The organism is Kitasatospora sp. NPDC093102 (genome assembly GCF_040683915.1).
Classification (GTDB): Bacteria; Actinomycetota; Actinomycetes; order Streptomycetales; family Streptomycetaceae; genus Kitasatospora.
In genome coordinates this window covers 297650-316088 of the sequence record NZ_JBFBFA010000007.1, presented here as the reverse complement: position 1 = coordinate 316088, position 18439 = coordinate 297650, and the positions used below count along the sequence as shown (strand labels likewise).

Annotated in this window: 19 protein-coding genes; 16 read left to right on the top strand and 3 right to left on the bottom strand. The window is 71.3% G+C overall.

Features of this window, described 5'->3' with window-relative positions:
* Positions 1-45: 45 nt before the first annotated feature.
* The gene (locus AB0O11_RS13675; protein ID WP_188299078.1) at positions 46-717 is read right to left on the bottom strand and encodes a response regulator transcription factor; all 672 of its coding nucleotides are present in this window, start codon (positions 715-717) and stop codon (positions 46-48) included.
* Positions 718-1617: a RecB family exonuclease gene (locus AB0O11_RS13670; RefSeq protein ID WP_363385429.1), complete on the bottom strand. Its 900-nt coding sequence runs from the start codon at positions 1615-1617 to the stop codon at positions 718-720.
* 167 nt (positions 1618-1784) lie between these two features.
* On the opposite strand from AB0O11_RS13670, the gene AB0O11_RS13665 reads away from it, so the two are divergent.
* The 3 genes from AB0O11_RS13665 (at position 1785) to AB0O11_RS13655 (ending at position 4742) form a co-directional block, all read left to right on the top strand.
* Positions 1785-2996 (top strand): site-2 protease family protein, encoded by a 1212-nt coding sequence (locus tag AB0O11_RS13665; protein ID WP_363385426.1) that lies wholly within the window; start codon positions 1785-1787, stop codon positions 2994-2996.
* Between the two features lie 46 nt (positions 2997-3042).
* Positions 3043-4002 (top strand): tRNA (adenine-N1)-methyltransferase, encoded by a 960-nt coding sequence (locus AB0O11_RS13660; RefSeq protein ID WP_363385423.1) that lies wholly within the window; start codon positions 3043-3045, stop codon positions 4000-4002.
* Positions 4003-4085: 83 nt separating this feature from the next.
* Positions 4086-4742, top strand: a complete 657-nt coding sequence (locus AB0O11_RS13655) for a hypothetical protein (RefSeq protein ID WP_363385421.1) — start codon at positions 4086-4088, stop codon at positions 4740-4742.
* 8 nt (positions 4743-4750) lie between these two features.
* On the opposite strand, the gene AB0O11_RS13650 is transcribed toward AB0O11_RS13655, so the two are convergent.
* A complete protein-coding gene (locus tag AB0O11_RS13650) occupies positions 4751-5053 on the bottom strand; it encodes a ferredoxin (protein ID WP_363385418.1) in 303 nt (100 codons plus the stop codon).
* 286 nt (positions 5054-5339) lie between these two features.
* Here AB0O11_RS13650 and arc point away from each other — a divergent pair, with 286 nt between their 5' ends.
* The 13 genes from arc to AB0O11_RS13585 all read left to right on the top strand — a co-directional run bounded on the left by arc (position 5340) and on the right by AB0O11_RS13585 (position 18303).
* Complete coding sequence (arc, locus tag AB0O11_RS13645) at positions 5340-7106, top strand: proteasome ATPase (protein WP_363385416.1); 1767 nt, start codon at positions 5340-5342, stop codon at positions 7104-7106.
* A 228-nt stretch (positions 7107-7334) separates the two neighbouring features.
* Positions 7335-8846 carry a depupylase/deamidase Dop gene (gene dop, locus AB0O11_RS13640; RefSeq protein ID WP_363385413.1) on the top strand — a complete coding sequence of 504 codons (1512 nt, stop codon included), beginning with the start codon at positions 7335-7337 and terminating at the stop codon, positions 8844-8846.
* A gap of 174 nt (positions 8847-9020) precedes the next feature.
* Positions 9021-9239, top strand: a complete 219-nt coding sequence (locus tag AB0O11_RS13635; RefSeq protein WP_188299085.1) for a ubiquitin-like protein Pup — start codon at positions 9021-9023, stop codon at positions 9237-9239.
* Between the two features lie 160 nt (positions 9240-9399).
* Positions 9400-10242 carry a proteasome subunit beta gene (prcB, locus tag AB0O11_RS13630; RefSeq protein ID WP_363385410.1) on the top strand — a complete coding sequence of 281 codons (843 nt, stop codon included), beginning with the start codon at positions 9400-9402 and terminating at the stop codon, positions 10240-10242.
* Between the two features lie 31 nt (positions 10243-10273).
* Positions 10274-11029, top strand: a complete 756-nt coding sequence (prcA, locus tag AB0O11_RS13625) for a proteasome subunit alpha (protein WP_363385407.1) — start codon at positions 10274-10276, stop codon at positions 11027-11029.
* Positions 11030-11147: 118 nt separating this feature from the next.
* Positions 11148-12509 carry a Pup--protein ligase gene (pafA, locus tag AB0O11_RS13620; RefSeq protein WP_363385404.1) on the top strand — a complete coding sequence of 454 codons (1362 nt, stop codon included), beginning with the start codon at positions 11148-11150 and terminating at the stop codon, positions 12507-12509.
* Positions 12510-12650: 141 nt separating this feature from the next.
* On the top strand, positions 12651-13640 hold the full coding sequence (locus AB0O11_RS13615; protein ID WP_363385401.1) for an FKBP-type peptidyl-prolyl cis-trans isomerase: 990 nt from the start codon (positions 12651-12653) through the stop codon (positions 13638-13640).
* 203 nt (positions 13641-13843) lie between these two features.
* Positions 13844-15160: an FKBP-type peptidyl-prolyl cis-trans isomerase gene (locus tag AB0O11_RS13610; RefSeq protein ID WP_363385398.1), complete on the top strand. Its 1317-nt coding sequence runs from the start codon at positions 13844-13846 to the stop codon at positions 15158-15160.
* A gap of 159 nt (positions 15161-15319) precedes the next feature.
* A complete protein-coding gene (locus tag AB0O11_RS13605) occupies positions 15320-15703 on the top strand; it encodes an FKBP-type peptidyl-prolyl cis-trans isomerase (protein ID WP_363385395.1) in 384 nt (127 codons plus the stop codon).
* Between the two features lie 198 nt (positions 15704-15901).
* Entirely contained in the window at positions 15902-16882 is a 981-nt protein-coding gene (locus AB0O11_RS13600; RefSeq protein WP_363385392.1) for a WYL domain-containing protein, read from the top strand.
* Complete coding sequence (locus AB0O11_RS13595; protein ID WP_363385389.1) at positions 16879-17835, top strand: WYL domain-containing protein; 957 nt, start codon at positions 16879-16881, stop codon at positions 17833-17835. The genes AB0O11_RS13600 and AB0O11_RS13595 overlap by 4 nt, the downstream gene beginning before the upstream one ends.
* Before the next feature lie 3 nt (positions 17836-17838).
* A complete protein-coding gene (locus tag AB0O11_RS13590; RefSeq protein ID WP_363385387.1) occupies positions 17839-18069 on the top strand; it encodes a hypothetical protein in 231 nt (76 codons plus the stop codon).
* A gap of 21 nt (positions 18070-18090) precedes the next feature.
* Positions 18091-18303: a hypothetical protein gene (locus AB0O11_RS13585; RefSeq protein WP_363385384.1), complete on the top strand. Its 213-nt coding sequence runs from the start codon at positions 18091-18093 to the stop codon at positions 18301-18303.
* Positions 18304-18439: the final 136 nt, after the last annotated feature.

Here is an 18439-nt window from a genome sequence, read left to right as displayed (position 1 = left end):
GGCCGCCGTGACGTTTCCGCGGCCCCGCCGGGCCGCTGCGGCCGCCTACAGGGCGCCCGGGCGCACCAGCCCGCTCTCGTAGGCGTACACCGCTGCCTGCACCCGGTCGCGCAGCTGGAGCTTGGTCAGCACATGGCCCACGTGGGTCTTCACGGTGGTCTCGCTGACGAACAGCTCGGCCGCGATCTCCGCGTTCGACAGCCCGCGCGCCACCAGCTTCAGCACCTCCAGCTCGCGCTCGGTCAGCGCGCTCAGCGCCTGCGGCGGCGCCTCGTCGCCCGAGGGCAGCTTGGTGGCGTACATGTCCAGCAGCCGGCGGGTGATGCTCGGTGCCAGCATCGCCGCGCCGTCCGCGACCACCCGGATCGCCTGCACCAGCTCCTCGGCCGGGACGTCCTTCAGCAGGAAGCCGCTGGCGCCCGCGCGCAGCGCCTCCACGACGTACTCGTCCAGGTCGAAGGTGGTCAGCACCAGCACCTTGGCCGGACCGTCCCGCCCGGGGCCGGCGATCCGGCGGGTCGCCTCGACGCCGTCCATCCTGGGCATCCGGATGTCCATCAGCACCACGTCGGGCTGCAGCGCCCGCACCTGGTCCAGCGCCTGCTGGCCGTCGCCGGCCTCGCCGACCACCACGAGGTCGGACTCGGCTTCCAGGATCATCCGGAAACCGGTGCGCAGCAGCGGCTGGTCGTCGACCAGCAGCACTCGGATCGTCACCTAGGACTCCTTGCTCATCGGATCCCCCGTGGGATCGTTCTCATCCGACGTACGGGTCAGCGGCAGCGGGTACGGCGGCGGGGTGCCGCCGAACTCCGGGCAGCTGGCCTGGTGGTCGCACCAGTCGCAGAGGCGGTTGCGGGTGGCCGGGAAGTCCCCGGTGGCCACCGCCCGGCTGATCCGCTCCCACAGCGCCTGGAGCTTGCGCTCCACCGCGAGCAGGTCCGCCTGGTCCGGGTCGTAACTGACCACGTCCCCGCCACCGCCGAGGTAGACCAGCTGGAGGCGCTTGGGGATCACGCCCTTCCAGCGCCACACCACCAAAGCGTAGAACTTCATCTGGAACATCGCCTTGCCCTCGAAGTCCCGCGAGGGCGCCCGGCCGGTCTTGTAGTCCACCAGCCGGACCTCGCCGGTCGGGGCGACGTCCACCCGGTCGATGTAGCCGCGCAGCAGCAGCCCCGACTCCAGGGCCGTCTCCACGTAGAGCTCCCGCTCCACCGGGTGCAGCCGGGTCGGGTCCTCCAGCCGGAACCACTGGCCGACCAGCTTCTCGGCGTCCGCCAGCCAGCGGGTGAGCGCCGCACCGTCCGGGTCGTCCGGGAACAGCGAGCCCAGCTCCGGGCGCTCGCCCAGCAGCCGCTCCCACTGCGGGCGCAGCAGGCCCAGCGCCCGCTCCGGCGTCCGCTCGGCCGCCGGGCTGTCGAACAGCCGCTCCAGCACCGCGTGGACCAGCGTGCCCCGGGTCGCCGCCGAGCTCGGCGGCTCGGGCAGCCGGTCGATCACCCGCAGTCGGTACAGCAGGGGACAGGTGAGGAAGTCCCCCGCTCGGGACGGGGAGAGCCCGGTCGGGGGTGCCGCCGGACGTCCGGTGGCACTGCTGGTCTCGGTGTGCTGCATGGCTACGACCCTATTGCCCTTCGCTGTCATCCCGCTGCCACGGTGCTTCCACAGCGGCGTACGAGCGGGTATGAAGCCAGAAAGAGGGCCGCGCAGCGCCGGAGGGCCGCGATCACGTAGCGTGGGCACACCGGGGCACGACGGGGGAGACGACCGAAGGGATCACGGTGAGCGACAGTAGGGGGCAGCGACCCTCCGACCAGCCACCGCAGGACGACGGCGGGCGTCCGGCCGGGCCGCCGCCCGAGCACCGCGGCGGCCTCCTGATGGGCCGGCCCTTCGGGGTGCCCGTCTACGTCACCCCCTCCTGGTTCGTCATCGCCGCGCTGATCACCTGGGTGTTCGGCGGACAGCTGGGCGAGGTGCTGCCCGACCTCGGCGGCGCCCGCTACCTGGTCGCGTTCTCCTTCGCGGTCGCCTTCTACGCCTCCGTCCTGGTGCACGAGCTCGCCCACACCCTGGTCGCGCTGCGCTACAAGCTCGGGGTACGGCGGATCCAGCTCCAGTTCTTCGGCGGCGTCTCGGAGATCGAGAACGAGGCGGAGAGCCCCTGGCGGGAGTTCTGGCTGGCCTTCGTCGGCCCGCTGCTCTCGCTGCTGCTCGGCGGCGTGTTCTACCTCGCGGTGCGGGCGGTGGAGCTGTCCACCGTGCCCGGAGTGCTGCTCACCGGCCTGATGGTCTCCAACCTGGTGGTCGCCGCCTTCAACCTGCTGCCGGGCCTGCCGCTGGACGGCGGCCGGATGCTGCGCGCGGTCGTCTGGGCGATCAGCGGAAAGCCGATGACCGGCACGGTGGCCGCCGCCTGGGTCGGCCGAGGGCTGGCCGTCGCCGTGCTGATCGGCCTGCCGCTGCTGAGCGCCGCCCGCGGGGTCGAGCGCACCACCACCGACACCCTGGTGGACGCGGTGCTGGCCGCGGTGCTCGCCGCGATCATCTGGAACGGCGCCACCGGCAGCGTGCGCAACGCCCGGCTCAAGGAGGCGCTGCCCGGTCTGCTGCTGCGCGAGCTGGCCCGGCGGGCCGTCGAGGTCACCGCCGACACCCCGCTCGGCGAGGCGCTGCGCCGCGCCCGCGAGGCCCAGGCCGGCGCGGTGATCGTGGTGGACGGCCGGGGCGAGCCGATCGCCCTCGTGCGCGAGTCCGCGGTCCGGTCGGTGCCCGAGCACCGCCGTCCCTGGGTGGCCGTCGGCCCGCTCGCCCGTGACCTGGAGCCCGGGCTGCGGCTGAGCGCCGACCTCGGCGGCGAGGACCTGCTGCGGGCCGTCCAGGCCACCCCGGCGGGGGAGTACCTGGTGGTCGAGCCGGACGGCCGGGTGTACGGCGTCGCCTCGCTCAGCGACATCGAACAGCGGCTGACCGCCGCCGTCACCGGCCGCTGATCACCCGCGTCCTGCGAGCCGGTCCGCTTCCCTTAGGATTGGCCGCATGTCCGAACCGACCGGTGCCGCCCGCCGACGCGGGCCCTTCCAGGTCGGGGACCAGGTCCAGCTGACCGACCCCAAGGGTCGCCACTACACGTTCACGCTCCAGGCCGGGAACCAGTTCCACACCCACAAGGGTGCGTTCCCGCACGACGAGCTGATCGGCGCTCCCGAGGGCACGGTCGTGCGCACCACGGGGAACGTTCCGTACCTCGCGCTGCGCCCCCTGCTCCCCGACTACGTCCTGTCCATGCCTCGCGGTGCCGCCGTGATCTACCCCAAGGACGCGGGGCAGATCCTGGCCATGGCCGACATCTTCGCCGGCGCCCGCGTGATCGAGGCCGGCGTCGGATCGGGCGCGCTCAGCATGTACCTGCTGCGCGCCGTCGGCGAGCACGGCATGCTGGCTTCCTACGAGCGTCGGCAGGACTTCGCCGACATCGCCCAGGGGAACGTCGAGCGCTACTTCGGCGGCCCGCACCCGGCGTGGAAGCTCACCGTGGGCGACCTCCAGGACAACCTGGTCGAGACCGACGTCGACCGCGTCATCCTCGACATGCTGGCCCCCTGGGAGTGCCTGGACGTCGCCTCCAAGGCGCTCGTCCCCGGCGGCCTCATCTGCTGCTACGTGGCCACCACCACGCAGATGTCCAAGACCGTCGAGGCGCTGCGCGACCACGGCACCTTCACCGAGCCGCAGGCCTGGGAGACCATGGTCCGCACCTGGCACCTGGAGGGCCTCGCCGTCCGCCCGGACCACCGGATGATCGGCCACACCGGCTTCCTGCTCACCGCCCGCCGCCTGGCGGACGGCGTGGAGCCGCCGCTGCGCCGCCGCCGCCCGGCCAAGGGCGCGTACGGCGAGGACTACGACAGCGGGGCGCCCGAGTCCACCCTCCAGGAGCGCGCCGCCGCCCGCAAGGCCGCCCGCGCCGCGGAGGCGGAGCAGCCCGACCTGGGCTGAGCCCCGAACCCACCGAGAAGGGGTGGTACGAGCACATCGCTCGTGCCACCCCTTTCCCATCCCGCCGGCCACGGTGTGGGACGATGCTCGACACGCCTTGGCTTCTGGAGCTCTGGAGGGGACGCCTGGTGGAGACCGCGGTCGGGACGACGGCGACGGCTGGACAGCAGACACCGCGGGGCCGCTCCGGGCCCGGGCACGCGCGCACCGCCCCCTGGCACTGGGTCGTCGCCCTGGCCGGCTGCGGCGCGGTGGTGGCGGCCGCGCTCGCCGCCTCCCCGGCGACCGGCACCCCGGTGCCCGCGCACGCCACCCCCGAGGCCCTCGCCGCGAGTGCCGCCCCCGATCCGTCCCGGGCCCAACTCCCGCTGGACTGCGGACCGTTCCCGGTCAAGACGGCGCTCAGCGTGCCCGCGCGGCTCGGCGACGGGCGCCCCGGCACGGTGGTCGCCGTGCACTGCGCCACCGAGACCGGCACCCCGCCGGACGCCGTCTTCCTGCTCGGCTTCGGCCCGGGCGAGCGCCCGGAGGTGGTGGCCACCCTGCTCACCGAGCGCGAGAACCTCACCGTGAGTCGGATCGCGGTGCGTTCGGACGGTGCCGTCACCGGACATGCGCAGGGGTATTCGAGCGAGGACGTGCCGCGGTTCCGGCCCGACATCTCACTCGACCTCACCTGGACGCACAAGGGCGGCGGCTGGGAACGCTCCCAGACCGCCGCCCCGGTCTCCGCCGTGTGACGGACCGGCTACTCCGCGTCCGGGCCGTACACCTCGACCCGGTCGGCGACCCGGCGCACGTGGATGCAGTCGCCGGGGCACTCCTTCGCGGAGTCCACCACGTCCTGAAGGAGCGTCAGCGGCACCGGGGCCGTCTCCCCGGGCTGCTGGCGCAGCTCGTCGTCCGGCCCCTTCACGTAGGCCAGCCCGTCGATGTCGAGCTCGAAGACCTCGGGTGCGTACTGCGCGCAGATGCCGTCGCCGGTGCACAGATCCTGGTCGATCCACACCTCCAGCTCCTCGGCCGCGGTGGTCTGCTCGGTCACCGACATGGTCCCCTGCCGTTTCTGTCCCGGGTCGCCCCTATTCCTGGAGCAATCCCGCCATTCGTACAACGATCGGACCTCGACTTGTGGTCGCGATCGGATATCACTTCGCTCGACGATACATCCGGTCCGCTTTGGGCCGTGCGCGGTGGGTATCCCCCTTAGCAGAGGGGAAGCACGCTGGGGCGAAGATCGGACACGCCCGTTCCATCTTTCTTGATCTAGGGGTTTACGGACCCCTGGTCCCAGGTAGGGTCTGGAAGCGTCCAGCTCCCCGGAGGAGGTGAGGACCGTGGCAGCCCACGATGACGACTACAACCGCAGCACCGGCAGGCCCGCTCGTGGTTCCGACGAGGCCGCTCAGGTCTCGTACCTTGAGCAGGAAATCGCCGTGTTGCGCCGCAAGCTCGCCGACTCGCCGCGCTCTTCGAGGATCCTCGAAGAGCGGATCGTCGAGCTCCAGACCAACCTGGCGGGCGTGACCGCCCAGAACGAACGGCTCGCCTCCACCCTGCGCGAGGCCCGCGACCAGATCGTGGCCCTCAAGGAGGAAGTGGACCGGCTGGCACAGCCCCCGGCCGGCTTCGGCACCTTCCTCGACGCGAACGAGGACGGCACCGCCGACATCTTCACCGGCGGGCGCAAGCTCCGCGTGAACGTCAGCCCCAACGTCGCCCTCGACGAGGTGCGGCGCGGCCAGGAAGTGATGCTCAACGAGGCCCTCAACATCGTGGACGCGATGGCCTTCGAGAGCATCGGCGAGATCGTCACCCTCAAGGAGATCCTGGAGGACGGCGAGCGCGCCCTGGTCCTGGGGCACACCGACGAGGAGCGCGTGGTGCGCCTCGCCGAGCCGCTGCGCGGGCTGACCATCCGGGCCGGGGACGCCCTGCTGCTGGAGCCCCGCTCCGGCTACGTGTTCGAGGTCGTGCCGAAGGCCGAGGTCGAGGAGCTGGTCCTCGAGGAGGTCCCGGACATCGACTACCGTCAGATCGGCGGTCTGAGCAACCAGATCGAGCAGATCCGCGACGCGGTCGAGCTGCCCTACCTGCACGCCGACCTGTTCAAGGAGTACGAGCTGCGCCCGCCCAAGGGCGTGCTGCTCTACGGCCCGCCCGGCTGCGGCAAGACGCTGATCGCCAAGGCGGTCGCCAACTCGCTGGCGAAGAAGGTCGCCGAGGTCACCGGCCGCCCCCAGGGGAAGAGCTACTTCCTCAACATCAAGGGCCCCGAGCTGCTCAACAAGTACGTGGGCGAGACCGAGCGGCAGATCCGCCTGGTCTTCCAGCGGGCCCGGGAGAAGGCGGGCGAGGGCACGCCCGTCATCGTCTTCTTCGACGAGATGGAGTCGCTGTTCCGCACCCGCGGCTCCGGCGTCAGCTCGGACGTGGAGAACACCATCGTCCCGCAGCTGCTCGCCGAGATCGACGGCGTGGAGGGCCTGGAGAACGTCATCGTCATCGGCGCCTCGAACCGCGAGGACATGATCGACCCGGCGATCCTGCGGCCCGGCCGCCTGGACGTCAAGATCAAGATCGAGCGCCCGGACGCCGAGGCCGCGAAGGACATCTTCTCCAAGTACCTCAGGGACTCGCTGCCGTTCCACCCGGACGACCTCAAGGAGCACGACGGCTCCATCGAGGCCACGGTGGCCGCGATGATCCAGTCGGTGGTGGAGCGGATGTACTCCGAGACCGAGGAGAACCGCTTCCTGGAGGTCACCTACGCCAACGGTGACAAGGAGGTCCTGTACTTCAAGGACTTCAACTCCGGTGCGATGATCCAGAACATCGTCGACCGCGCGAAGAAGATGGCCATCAAGGACTTCCTCGACCACGGTCAGCGCGGTCTGCGCGTCTCCCACCTGCTCGCCGCGTGCGTCGACGAGTTCAAGGAGAACGAGGACCTCCCGAACACCACCAACCCGGACGACTGGGCCCGCATCTCCGGCAAGAAGGGCGAGCGGATCGTCTTCATCCGCACGCTGGTCACCGGCAAGCAGGGCGCCGAGTCCGGCCGCTCCATCGACACTGTCGCCAACACGGGGCAGTACCTGTAAGCACGCGGTTGTCCGGGCCGGCAGCGGTCCCCGGAGCTGTACGCACACCGTCCGGCTGTGGCGCCTCGCGGCCCCGCAGCCGGACGGCGCGTCTCCGGGCCCGCCGGTCGGCGCCGGGTTCTAGGCTCGACCCACCGTCCGCGGGCAGATGGCCGGCGTCGGTGTTGTTCGGCGGTACGTCAGCGTGCTCCGCCCGTCGGGGGTGGGGCACCGGGCAAGGAGGGCCGCATGACCGTACGGCGCGTGATGGGCATCGAGACCGAGTACGGGATCTCCGTGCCCGGGCACCCCAACGCCAACGCCATGCTCACCTCGTCCCAGATCGTCAACGCGTACGCGGCGGCGATGCACCGGGCACGGCGGGCCCGTTGGGACTTCGAGGAGGAGAATCCGCTGCGCGACGCACGGGGGTTCGACCTGGCCCGCGAGGTCGCGGACGCCAGCCAGCTGACCGACGAGGACATCGGCCTCGCCAACGTCATCCTCACCAACGGGGCCCGGTTCTACGTGGACCACGCGCACCCCGAGTACAGCTCGCCCGAGGTGACCAACCCGCGCGACGCCGTGCTCTGGGACAAGGCCGGCGAGCGGATCATGGCGGCCGCCGCGCAACGCGCGCTGGAGCTGCCCAACGGGCAGAACATCCACCTGTACAAGAACAACACCGACAACAAGGGCGCCTCCTACGGCACCCACGAGAACTACCTGATGAAGCGGGCGACACCGTTCGCCGACATCGTCCGCCACCTCACCCCGTTCTTCGTCTCCCGCCAGGTGGTCACCGGCGCCGGCCGGGTCGGCATCGGCCAGGACGGCTCGGCGCACGGCTTCCAGATCAGCCAGCGGGCGGACTACTTCGAGGTCGAGGTGGGCCTGGAGACGACGCTCAAGCGCCCGATCATCAACACCCGGGACGAGCCGCACGCGGACGCCGAGAAGTACCGCCGGCTGCACGTGATCATCGGGGACGCCAACCTCTCCGAGATCTCCACCTACCTGAAGCTGGGCACCACCGCGCTGGTCCTGTCGATGATCGAGGACTCGTTCATCGCCGCCGACCTCGCCGTCGACCAACCGGTGCGCACCCTGCACCGGGTCTCCCACGACCCGACGCTCAAGCATCTGATCACCCTGCGCAACGGGCGCCGGCTCACCGCCGTCCAGCTCCAGCTGGAGTACTTCGAACTGGCCCGCAAGTACGTCGAGGACCGCTTCGGGACCGACGCGGACGAGCAGACGGTGGACGTGCTGGCGCGCTGGGAGGACGTCCTGGGCCGGCTGGAGCGCGACCCGATGTCGCTGTCCCGGCAGCTGGACTGGATCGCCAAGCGGGAGATCCTGGAGGGCTACCGCAGCCGGGACGCCCTGGAGTGGGAGAACCCGCGGCTGCACCTGGTCGACCTCCAGTACAGCGACGTACGGCCCGAGAAGGGCCTCTACAACCGTCTGGTGGCCCGGGGGCGGTTCGATCGGCTGCTCACCGAGGACGAGGTCGAGCGGGCCGTCACCAAGCCCCCGGAGGACACCCGGGCGTACTTCCGGGGGCGCTGCCTGGAACAGTACGCGGACCACGTCGCGGCGGCCTCCTGGGACTCGGTGATCTTCGACCTGCCCGGCCGGGACTCGTTGCAGCGCGTGCCCACCCTGGAGCCGCTGCGCGGCACCCGCAACCACGTCAAGGAGCTGCTGGACCGCTGCCGCACGGCCGAGGACCTGCTCCGGGTGCTGTCCGGCGGGTAACTTTTCGATCACCACGGGTGAACGTCCGCCGAATGGGAATCATCCGGGGTGGCAGCGGGTGTTGGACAGGAAGCGCCACCGGCAAACCGGGAGCGGCAGTCGCACCTTGTGTATAGGGTCGGTGCAGCAAGCAGCGACCGAACCGTGCCAGACGAACCGAGCGGGGTGAGGGAAATGGCGAGCAAGGACACCGGCGGCGGCCAGCAGCGGGCAAACCGTTCCTCCGAGGAGGTCGAGGAACAGGCCGCGGAAAGCCAGAATTCCGACGACCTCAAGGAGCGCCAGGAAAAGCTGAGCGACGACGTCGACGCGGTGCTGGACGAAATCGACGAGGTCCTCGAATCCAACGCCGAGGATTTCGTCCGCGGATTCGTCCAGAAGGGCGGGCAATAGCCCGGCCCGGCATTCCGAATTCACGGTCGCGACCATCCGGAGCGGCCGGGCGGCGAGCGCCGTCCGGCCGCCCGGCACCGGCCCCTCCACCCATGGACGGCGATCGTCGGGCGGGTAGGGTGCGGGCAGCGCGCGCTTCAAGCTACCTGGAAGGAATCGTGTGGAAGCCAACACTCGTGGCACCGGGCGTCTACCGGCTGCCTTCCTGACCCCGGGGTCGTCCTCGTTCATCGACTTCCTCGCCGAGCACAAGCCGGAGCTGGTCCCCGGCCGCCGGGGGCTGCCCGAGGGGGCCGTGATCGAGGCCCCGCACGGGACCACGATCGTGGCCGCGGTCTTCGACGGCGGCGTGGTGATCGCGGGTGACCGCCGGGCGACGATGGGCAACGTGATCGCCCAGCGTGACATGGAGAAGGTCTTCCCGGCCGACGAGTTCAGCGCGGTCGGCATCGCCGGCACCGCGGGCCTCGCGATCGAGATGGTCCGGCTGTTCCAGTTGGAGCTGGAGCACTACGAGAAGATCGAGGGCACCACGCTCTCCCTGGAGGGCAAGGCCAACCGGCTCACCACCATGATCCGGGGCAACCTGGGCATGGCGATGCAGGGCCTCGCGGTGGTGCCGCTGTTCGCCGGCTACGACCTGGACCTCGGCCGCGGCCGGATCTTCAACTACGACGTCACCGGCGGGCGCTCCGAGGAGCGCGGCTTCACCGCGACCGGTTCGGGCTCGGTCTTCGCCCGCGGCTCGATGAAGAAGCTCTACCGCGAGGACCTGACGGCCGACCAGGCCGTCACCATGGTCGTCCAGGCGCTGTACGACGCGGCGGACGACGACTCCGCCACCGGCGGCCCGGACCTCGCCCGCAAGATCTTCCCGATCGTCTCGCTGATCACCGAGGACGGCTTCCGCCGGCTCACCGAGGCGGAGGTCACGGAGGTCGCCGTCGCCGTCACCGACGAGCGCCGGGCCCGGCCCAACGGCCCGCAGGCCCCGCTGATCTAGCCACCACCTCACAGGAAAGGGACGACCGCCGGTGTCGACACCGTTCTACGTCTCACCCCAGCAGGCCATGGCGGACCGCGCGGAGTACGCCCGCAAGGGCATCGCGCGCGGCCGCAGCGTGGTCGTGCTCACCTACGCCGACGGCATCGTCTTCGTCGCGGAGAACACCTCCAGGGCGCTCCACAAGGTCTCCGAGATCTACGACAAGATCGCCTTCGCGGCGGTCGGTCGCTACAACGAGTTCGAGAACCTGCGCATCGGCGGCGTCCGCTACGCCGACCTGCGCGGCTACTCCTACGACCGGGCCGACGTCACGGCCCGGGGCCTGGCCAACGTGTACGCCCAGACCCTGGGCACCATCTTCTCCTCGGTCGGCGAGAAGCCGTACGAGGTCGAGCTGATCGTGGCCGAGGTCGGCCGCTCCGGCGACAACGACCAGATCTACCGGCTCACGCCGGACGGCTCGGTCGTGGACGAGAAGAACTACGTGGTGGTCGGCGGCAACGCCGACTCGATCGGCAACTACCTGGGCCAGCGCCACCGGGTCGGCATGAGCCTCACCGAGGCGGTGAAGCTCGCCGTGGACTCGCTCGCCCGCGACCCCAACGGCGGCAGCCCGCGCAGCCTCACGCCGGAACAACTGGAGGTCGCGGTCCTCGACCGCCAGCGGTTCCAGCAGCGCAAGTTCAAGCGGATCCTGGGCAACCAGCTGGGCCGGCTGCTCGACGGGGACCAGTCCGCCGAGGCGGACGACGAGGAGAACCCGGCGGACGGCACGCCGGTGTAGCAGTGCCTGCGGAGTCCCGTACGGCGGTCCTTCCGCCGTACGGGACTCCGGTGCCCCTGCGGCGGCCCAGTCGTCGTGGAGGCGGTTTCGGACAGCTCCGACACGGAATGGAGTGCTCATGGACCGCCGGATTTTCGGGCTGGAGAACGAGTACGGCGTGACCTGCACGTTCCGCGGGCAGCGACGGCTGTCGCCGGACGAGGTGGCGCGGTACCTGTTCCGCCGGGTCGTCTCCTGGGGGCGCAGCAGCAACGTCTTCCTGCGCAACGGCGCCCGCCTCTACCTCGACGTCGGCTCCCACCCCGAGTACGCCACCCCCGAGTGCGACGACGTCGTCGAACTGGTGACGCACGACAAGGCCGGCGAGCGCATCCTCGAAGGACTCCTGGTGGACGCCGAGCGGCGGCTGCACGAGGAGGGCATCGCGGGGGACGTCTACCTCTTCAAGAACAACACCGACTCGGCCGGCAACTCCTACGGCTGCCACGAGAACTACCTGGTGGCCCGGCACGGCGAGTTCTCCCGGCTGGCCGACGTGCTGATCCCGTTCCTGGTCACCCGGCAGCTGATCTGCGGTGCGGGCAAGGTGCTCCAGACCCCGCGCGGCGCGGTGTACTGCGTCAGCCAGCGGGCCGAGCACATCTGGGAGGGCGTCAGCTCCGCCACCACCCGCTCGCGCCCGATCATCAACACCCGGGACGAGCCGCACGCGGACGCCGAGCGCTACCGCCGGCTGCACGTGATCGTCGGCGACTCCAACATGTCCGAGACCACGACACTGCTCAAGGTCGGTTCCACCGACCTGGTGCTGCGGTTGATCGAGGCCGGCGTGGTGATGCGCGACCTCACCCTGGAGAACCCGATCAGGGCGATCCGCGAGGTCAGCCACGACCTCACCGGCACCCACCAGGTGCGGCTCGCCAACGGCCGGGAGGCCAGCGCGCTGGACATCCAGGAGGAGTACTACACCAAGGCCCTGGAGTTCGCCGACCGCAAGGGGATCAACACCGGAACCGTCGCCCGGGTGCTCGACCTGTGGGGCCGCACCCTGGAGGCCGTCCGCACCGAGCGGCTGGACGGAGTGGCCCAGGAGATCGACTGGATCATGAAGTACAAGCTCCTGGAGCGCTACCGCGAGAAGCACCAGATGACCATGTCCAACCCGCGGGTGGCCCAGATCGACCTCGCGTACCACGACATCCACCGCCGCCGCGGCCTGTTCTACCTGCTCCAGGGCAAGGGCCAGGCGCAGCGGGTGACCACCGACCTCAAGACCTTCGAGGCCAAGTCGATCCCGCCGCAGACCACCCGGGCCCGGCTGCGCGGGGACTTCATCCGCCGGGCGCAGGAGCAGCGCCGGGACTTCACGGTGGACTGGGTGCACCTGAAGCTGAACGACCAGGCGCAGCGCACGGTGCTGTGCAAGGACCCGTTCCGTTCGGTGGACGAGCGGGTGGAGAAGCTGATCGCGGGGATGTAGTCCCTGACGCGGTGTGATCGAGGCGTCAAGATCAAGACGCTGGAGCCGGCCCCGGTGGTGTCTACCGGGGCCGGACGCGTGCCGGGCATACGCTGTCCGTCGAGTCAGGAGAGCCGACTTCGACCGACAGTTAGGACCACCGTGCGCCGCACCGCCGGTTTGCTTCTCACCCTGCCGCTGCTGCTCGCGGTCGCCTGCAGCAGCTCCCCCAAGGCGGCCGGCCCGGCGACGCCATCCCCGGCGAGCGCCGCCCCGACGGTGCCCGCGCCGGTCGGCGAGGCGTCACCGATGCCCGCTCTTTCGGGGGGCGGATTCGGCAGCAAGGCCACCATCACCATCCCCGAGGGCCAGCAGCCCAGCGGCCAGTTCGTGGTGAACACGGTCAGCGAAGGCGACGGCGCGACCGTCAACAAGGGCGACTGGGCGACGGTCAACTACACCGCCAAGGACTGGACCACCGGCAAGGACCTGCCCAGCTCGTACGACGCCAACGGCAAGCCGCAGCTCTACCAGGCCGGCAGCGGGCAGCTGGTGCCGGCGCTGGACCAGAGCGTGATCGGCAAGAAGGTGGGCACCCGGCTGCTGGTGGTGGCCCCGCCGGCGGCGGCCTTCGGCGAGCAGGGCTCCGGCCAGCTGGGCGTCAACAAGGGCGACACCGTGGTGTTCGTGCTGGACATCGTGGGAAGCCTGCCGCCCGACTCCACCCTGACCGGGACCATGACCGAGCCGCCCGCGACGATGCCGCAGGTCAAGGACAACGGCAAGGCGCCGGCGACGATCACGATCCCGGCCGGGCAGGCCCCTCCCACAGACCTCCAGCAGGCGGTGCTGATCAAGGGCGAGGGCAAGCAGGTCAAGAGCGGGCAGACCCTGGTGGTGCAGTACACCGGGGTGCTGTGGGCCAACGGCCAGCAGTTCGACTCCTCCTGGACGCACGGCGGCGCGCAGGCGGTGCAGATCGGCACCGGCAGCGTGATCGAGGGCTGGGACAAGGGCCTGGTCGGGCAGAACGTCGGCAGCCGTGTCCTGTTGGTGGTGCCGCCGGCGCTCGGTTACCAGGACAAGGCGCAGGGCTCGGTGCCGCCGAACTCGACCCTGGTCTTCGTGATCGACATTCTCGAAGCGGTCTAGGAAGTCACCCCCGGGATTCCGTACGCTTGGGCGGACGCTCGTACAACGAAGCGTCCGCCCTCATCCTGAGCTGTCATACTGCCCACGCACTGTGGCAGGCGCCGCCCGGTGCCGAGGTCCGGGGCGGGCGGTGCGACCGCAGGCCGGCGTGCCCACGCCGGGCGCAGACCTGGAAGACCTCGTGGCGAGATGGATGGGGAGTCATGACTGAGAAGACGCCGAGCCCGGGCGGGGCCGGCACCGCGGCGAACGACAGCTCTGCGGGTGACCCGGCCGCCTCTCGCCCCGGCGGCCCGGTCGGCGGCGACCGCGAGTCGATCGTCGTCCCCCCGGCGATCCTGGCGCAGCAGGCCGGCTGGGCGCAGCCCGGCGACGCGCCGCCCGCCGCGGCCGGGACCAAGACGGACGACGCCCCGCAGATCTTCGCCTCCAACGTGCGCAAGGCCGACACCTCGGAGGCCGGGTACGACGAGAACCCGCCCGGCGTCGGCAAGCTGGGCGTGATCCTCGGCACGGTGCTGGCCGTGCTGCTGGTCGGCAGCGGCATCACGCTCTACATGGTGAACAAGGACGGTTCCAAGGACAGCGCCTCGGCCGCCAAGCCGGACGCGGCCAAGACCGCGGCGCCCACGCCGACCGCCGACCCGGTGCCGCCGATCAAGGACAGCGCCAAGGTGTTGCCGACGGTCGCCGGCGACTTCGGCAAGAAGGCCGAGATCCAGGTGCCGGGCGAGGCCTCCGACGGCTCCTTCGTGGTCAAGGTGCTCACCGAGGGCACCGGCGCCAAGGTGGAGAAGAACTCCTGGACCTCGGTGGACTACACCGCCAAGGACTGGAACACCGGCAAGGACATCCCGAGCTCGTACGACGCCAACGGGAAGCCGCAGATCTTCCAGGCCGGCACCGACGCGCTGATCCCGGCCCTGGACCAGGCCGTGATCGGCAAGAAGGCCGGCAGCCGGCTGCTGGTGGTGGCCCCGCCGGCCGCCGCGTTCGGAGCCCAGGGCAAGGCTGACATGTCGATCGGCCCCAAGGACGACCTGATCTTCGTGATCGACATCCGCAACGCCAACGCGCCCGACGCCGTGGTGAGCGGTACCGTCACCCCGCCGCCGGCGGACTTCCCGCAGGTCAAGGACAACGGCAAGAAGCCGGCCGAGATCACCCCGGTGGCCGGGGCCAAGGACCCGACCGAGCTGAAGTCGCACGTCCTGATCAAGGGCAACGGGCCGAAGGTGGAGAAGGGCGAGAAGGTCGTCGTCCAGTACACCGGCGCGCTGTTCTCGAACGGCAAGGTCTTCGACTCCTCGCTCAGCAAGGGCCAGGCGTTCACCTTCCCGGTCGGCGGCGGCCAGGTCATCCAGGGCTGGGACCAGGGGCTGGAGGGCCAGACCGTCGGCAGCCGGGTCGAGCTGGTGATCCCTGCCGCGCTGGGTTACGGCGACAAGGGCCAGGGCGACATCCCGGCCAACGCGACGCTGGTCTTCGTGGTGGACATTCTGGACGCCGGTCAGGGCTGATCCACTTTCGGGTGACAATGGTGGACGTGTGACCTTCGGGTCCGGCCGCGTGGCCGGACCCGGACGGGCGGCGGGCGCCCGTACCGTGGTCCGGGATCGGACCAGGTGCGGGCGCCCGCCGCTTGGTCGTGAATGCAAGCGAATGTGAGAAGAGGGACTGTGAGCGTCAACCTCAACGAGAAGCCCGAGATCGACTTCCCGATCGGCGACGCCCCGTCGGAGCTGCAGATCCGCGACATCGTCGTGGGTGACGGCGAGGAGGCCAAGCCGGGCCAGACGGTCAGCGTCCGCTACGTCGGCGTGACCTTCGAGACCGGCGAGGAGTTCGACGCGAGCTGGAACCGGGGCACCGCTCCGTTCCAGTTCCCGCTGGGCAAGGGCCGCGTCATCAAGGGCTGGGACCAGGGCGTCGCGGGCATGAAGGTCGGTGGCCGCCGCGAGCTGACCATCCCGTCGCACCTGGCGTACGGCGCCCAGTCGCCGACCCCGGCGATCCCGCCGCACTCGACCCTGATCTTCGTGGTCGACCTGCTGGGCGTCTGAGCCCTTCGCACCGTGGGCCGGACCCCTCCGGGGGCCCGGCCCACGGGCACGTCCGGGCCCGAACGGCACGGCGCGGGGGTGGGGTGCGGGACGCGGCTTTTGCAGTGCGTACCGCTACCGGTACGGTCGGTCCCGCCGGGTGGTGATCGCCCGGTTGGCGCACCCCGCGCGCGGCGCGGCACACCGGAAGGGTCAGCGATGGCGATCGCCAAGGCAGAGCGGCTGATGAATCTCGCCCTGTGCCTGATGAACACCAGACGTCCGCTCTCCAAGAAGGAGCTGCGGGAATCCATCGAGGCGTACCGCGAGGCCTGGCAGAACAGCAGCGAGGACGCCTTCAACCGGATGTTCGAGCGGGACAAGGACGACCTGCGCGAGCTCGGCCTGGTGATCGACGTCGACGAGAGCACCCTGGACGGCGAGCTCGGCTACCTGGCCCGTGCCGACCGCAACCGGCTGCCCGAGATCGCCCTGGACGCCGAGGAGGCGGCCGCGCTGACCCTGGCCGCCCGGGTCTGGCAGCAGGCCAAGATGTCCGGCGCGGCCAGCGGCGCCCTGCAGAAGCTGCGCGCGGCCGGGGTGCCGTTCGCCGAGGCCGAGGGCCGGACCGCACTGGAGCCGCGCATCCCCGCCCGGGAGGCCGCGTTCGAGCCGCTGCTCACCGCCGCCCGGGACCGCCGTCCGGTCACCTTCGAGTACCGCAAGGCCGGCGCCGCCGCCGTCGAGCAGCGCAGTGTCGAGCCGTGGGCGCTGGAGTGCTGGCGCGGGCACTGGTACCTGGCCGGGTACGACCGCGACCGGGGCGACGCCCGGGTGTTCCGGCTCAGCCGGATCACCGGCAGGGTGAAGGCGAGGTCCGGGGCCTTCCTCGGCACCGTGCCCGAGCACGTGGACGTCCGGGCCACCGTGGCGAAGTTCGCCGGGGAGGGGGCCACCGCCACCGCGACCGTCCGGGTCCGCCGGGGCGCCGGCTTCCCGCTGCGCACCAAGGCGCTGGGCAGCACCCGGGTGGACGAGGCCTGGGACGAACTGGAGATCCCGTACGGCAACGGGCTGGGCGCGGACCTGGCCGAGTTCGGGCCGGACGTGCTGGTGCTCGGGCCGGAGGAGCTGCGGGCGGATGTGGTCGACCGGCTGCGGGCGGTCGCGGGGCTGGACTCGGAGGACGAGCGGGCATGAGTAACGCGATTGACCAGACGCGACGGATGCTGTCGCTGGTCACCTACCTGCGCGAGCGGCCCGGGGCCGAGGTCGCCGAGGTGGCCCGGGCGTTCGGGATCAGCGAGCGCGAGCTGATCGCGGACCTCAACGTGCTGCCGATGTGCGGCACCAGCTTCCGCGGCGGCGACCTGCTCGACATCGACACCGACGGCGAGCGGATCTGGTGGCACAACGTCGACGACGTGGCCCAGCCGCTGCGGCTGGCCGCCGACGAGGCGACCGCGCTGCTGGTGGCCGCCCGCGCGGTGGCCGGGCTGCCGGGCCTGCGGGCCGGGGACCGGGAGGCGCTGACCCGGGCCGTCGCCAAGATCGAGAACGCGGCGGGGGAGAGTGCCGAGGGCAGCGCCCGGGTCGGCGTGACCTTCGAGGCGGAGAGCCACGTGTTCGCCGACATCGACCGCGCGCTCAGCGAGGGCCGCCGGCTCTGGCTGCGCTACTACTCGCACGGGCGCGGCGGGATGACCGAGCGCGAGGTCGACCCGATCCGGCTGCTCACCGAGGGCCACACCTACCTCGAAGCCTGGTGCCGCACCTCCGAGGACCACCGGATGTTCCGGCTCGACCGGGTCGCCGAGATCCGCGTCCTGGACGTCCCGGCCGACCCGCCCCGGCGCGAGCCGCGCGACCTGAGCGGCGGGCTGGTCAACCCGGCGGCGGACGACCCCGAAGTGGTCGTCGAGGTCTCCTCCGGAGGGCGCTGGGTGGCCGAGTACTACACCCACGACCGGGCCGAGGAGCTGCCTGACGGCGGGCTGCGGATCACCCTGCGCAGCGCCGACCCCTCCCAGCTGCGCCCGCTGGCGCTGCGGCTGGGCCGGGACGGCCGGATCGTCTCGCCGCCCGAGCTGGCCGAGCAGGCACGCTCGGCCGCGCGGGAGGCGCTGGTCGCCTACGGGGAGGGGCGGGCCTGAGCGGTGGAACCCGGGACCAGATTCAAGGTGTACTGCTCCGAGTGCCGGGAGAAGGTGGAGCTCCCGGCCGAGGACTTCCGCCTGACCCTCGGTCGCACCCCGGCCCAGGCGTACTACAGCTTCGGCTGCCCGCGGTGCGGGTCGGCGGTGCGCAAGCCGGCCGGGGAGAAGATCGTCGAGGCGCTCACCGGGGCCGGGGTGCGCACCATGCGGCTCGTCCCGGTGGAGGGGTAGTGCCCGTATAGGGTGGGGCGCATGTCCTGGATGCTCGTCGCCGCCGTCCTGCTCGCCACCGCGGGCCTGCTGGTCCTCGGGGTCCTCGCGATCCGGCTCTGGCTCGATGTGCGGGCGCTGGCCAAGGGCGTGGACCGGGCCTCGCGGGCGCTGGCCGCGGCGGCCGGCGACCTGGCGGACGCGATACCCGGATCGGGCGCCCCGGCCGCGGAGCGCAGCGTCCCGGCCGCCTAGCACGACCGGGCCCGAGGTGGTACGGGGCTGCTGCGGCGGGTGGGGGCGGGTTACGCTCTCAGAAGGCTCCTGAACCGCGTACCGGGGGCCGCTGTCCTGTTCGGGCGGCCGTCGTCGTGGCGTCATCCGCAGCGGT

Coding starts and splice junctions, on each gene's coding strand:
- AB0O11_RS13670 (WP_363385429.1), bottom strand. CDS start 1,617: ATGCAGCACACCGAGACCAGCAGTGCCACCGGACGTCCGGCGGCACCC.
- AB0O11_RS13660 (WP_363385423.1), top strand. CDS start 3,043: ATGTCCGAACCGACCGGTGCCGCCCGCCGACGCGGGCCCTTCCAGGTC.
- AB0O11_RS13655 (WP_363385421.1), top strand. CDS start 4,086: ATGCTCGACACGCCTTGGCTTCTGGAGCTCTGGAGGGGACGCCTGGTG.
- AB0O11_RS13650 (WP_363385418.1), bottom strand. CDS start 5,053: ATGTCGGTGACCGAGCAGACCACCGCGGCCGAGGAGCTGGAGGTGTGG.
- dop (WP_363385413.1), top strand. CDS start 7,335: ATGACCGTACGGCGCGTGATGGGCATCGAGACCGAGTACGGGATCTCC.
- AB0O11_RS13635 (WP_188299085.1), top strand. CDS start 9,021: ATGGCGAGCAAGGACACCGGCGGCGGCCAGCAGCGGGCAAACCGTTCC.
- pafA (WP_363385404.1), top strand. CDS start 11,148: ATGGACCGCCGGATTTTCGGGCTGGAGAACGAGTACGGCGTGACCTGC.
- AB0O11_RS13610 (WP_363385398.1), top strand. CDS start 13,844: ATGACTGAGAAGACGCCGAGCCCGGGCGGGGCCGGCACCGCGGCGAAC.
- AB0O11_RS13600 (WP_363385392.1), top strand. CDS start 15,902: ATGGCGATCGCCAAGGCAGAGCGGCTGATGAATCTCGCCCTGTGCCTG.
- AB0O11_RS13595 (WP_363385389.1), top strand. CDS start 16,879: ATGAGTAACGCGATTGACCAGACGCGACGGATGCTGTCGCTGGTCACC.
- AB0O11_RS13585 (WP_363385384.1), top strand. CDS start 18,091: ATGTCCTGGATGCTCGTCGCCGCCGTCCTGCTCGCCACCGCGGGCCTG.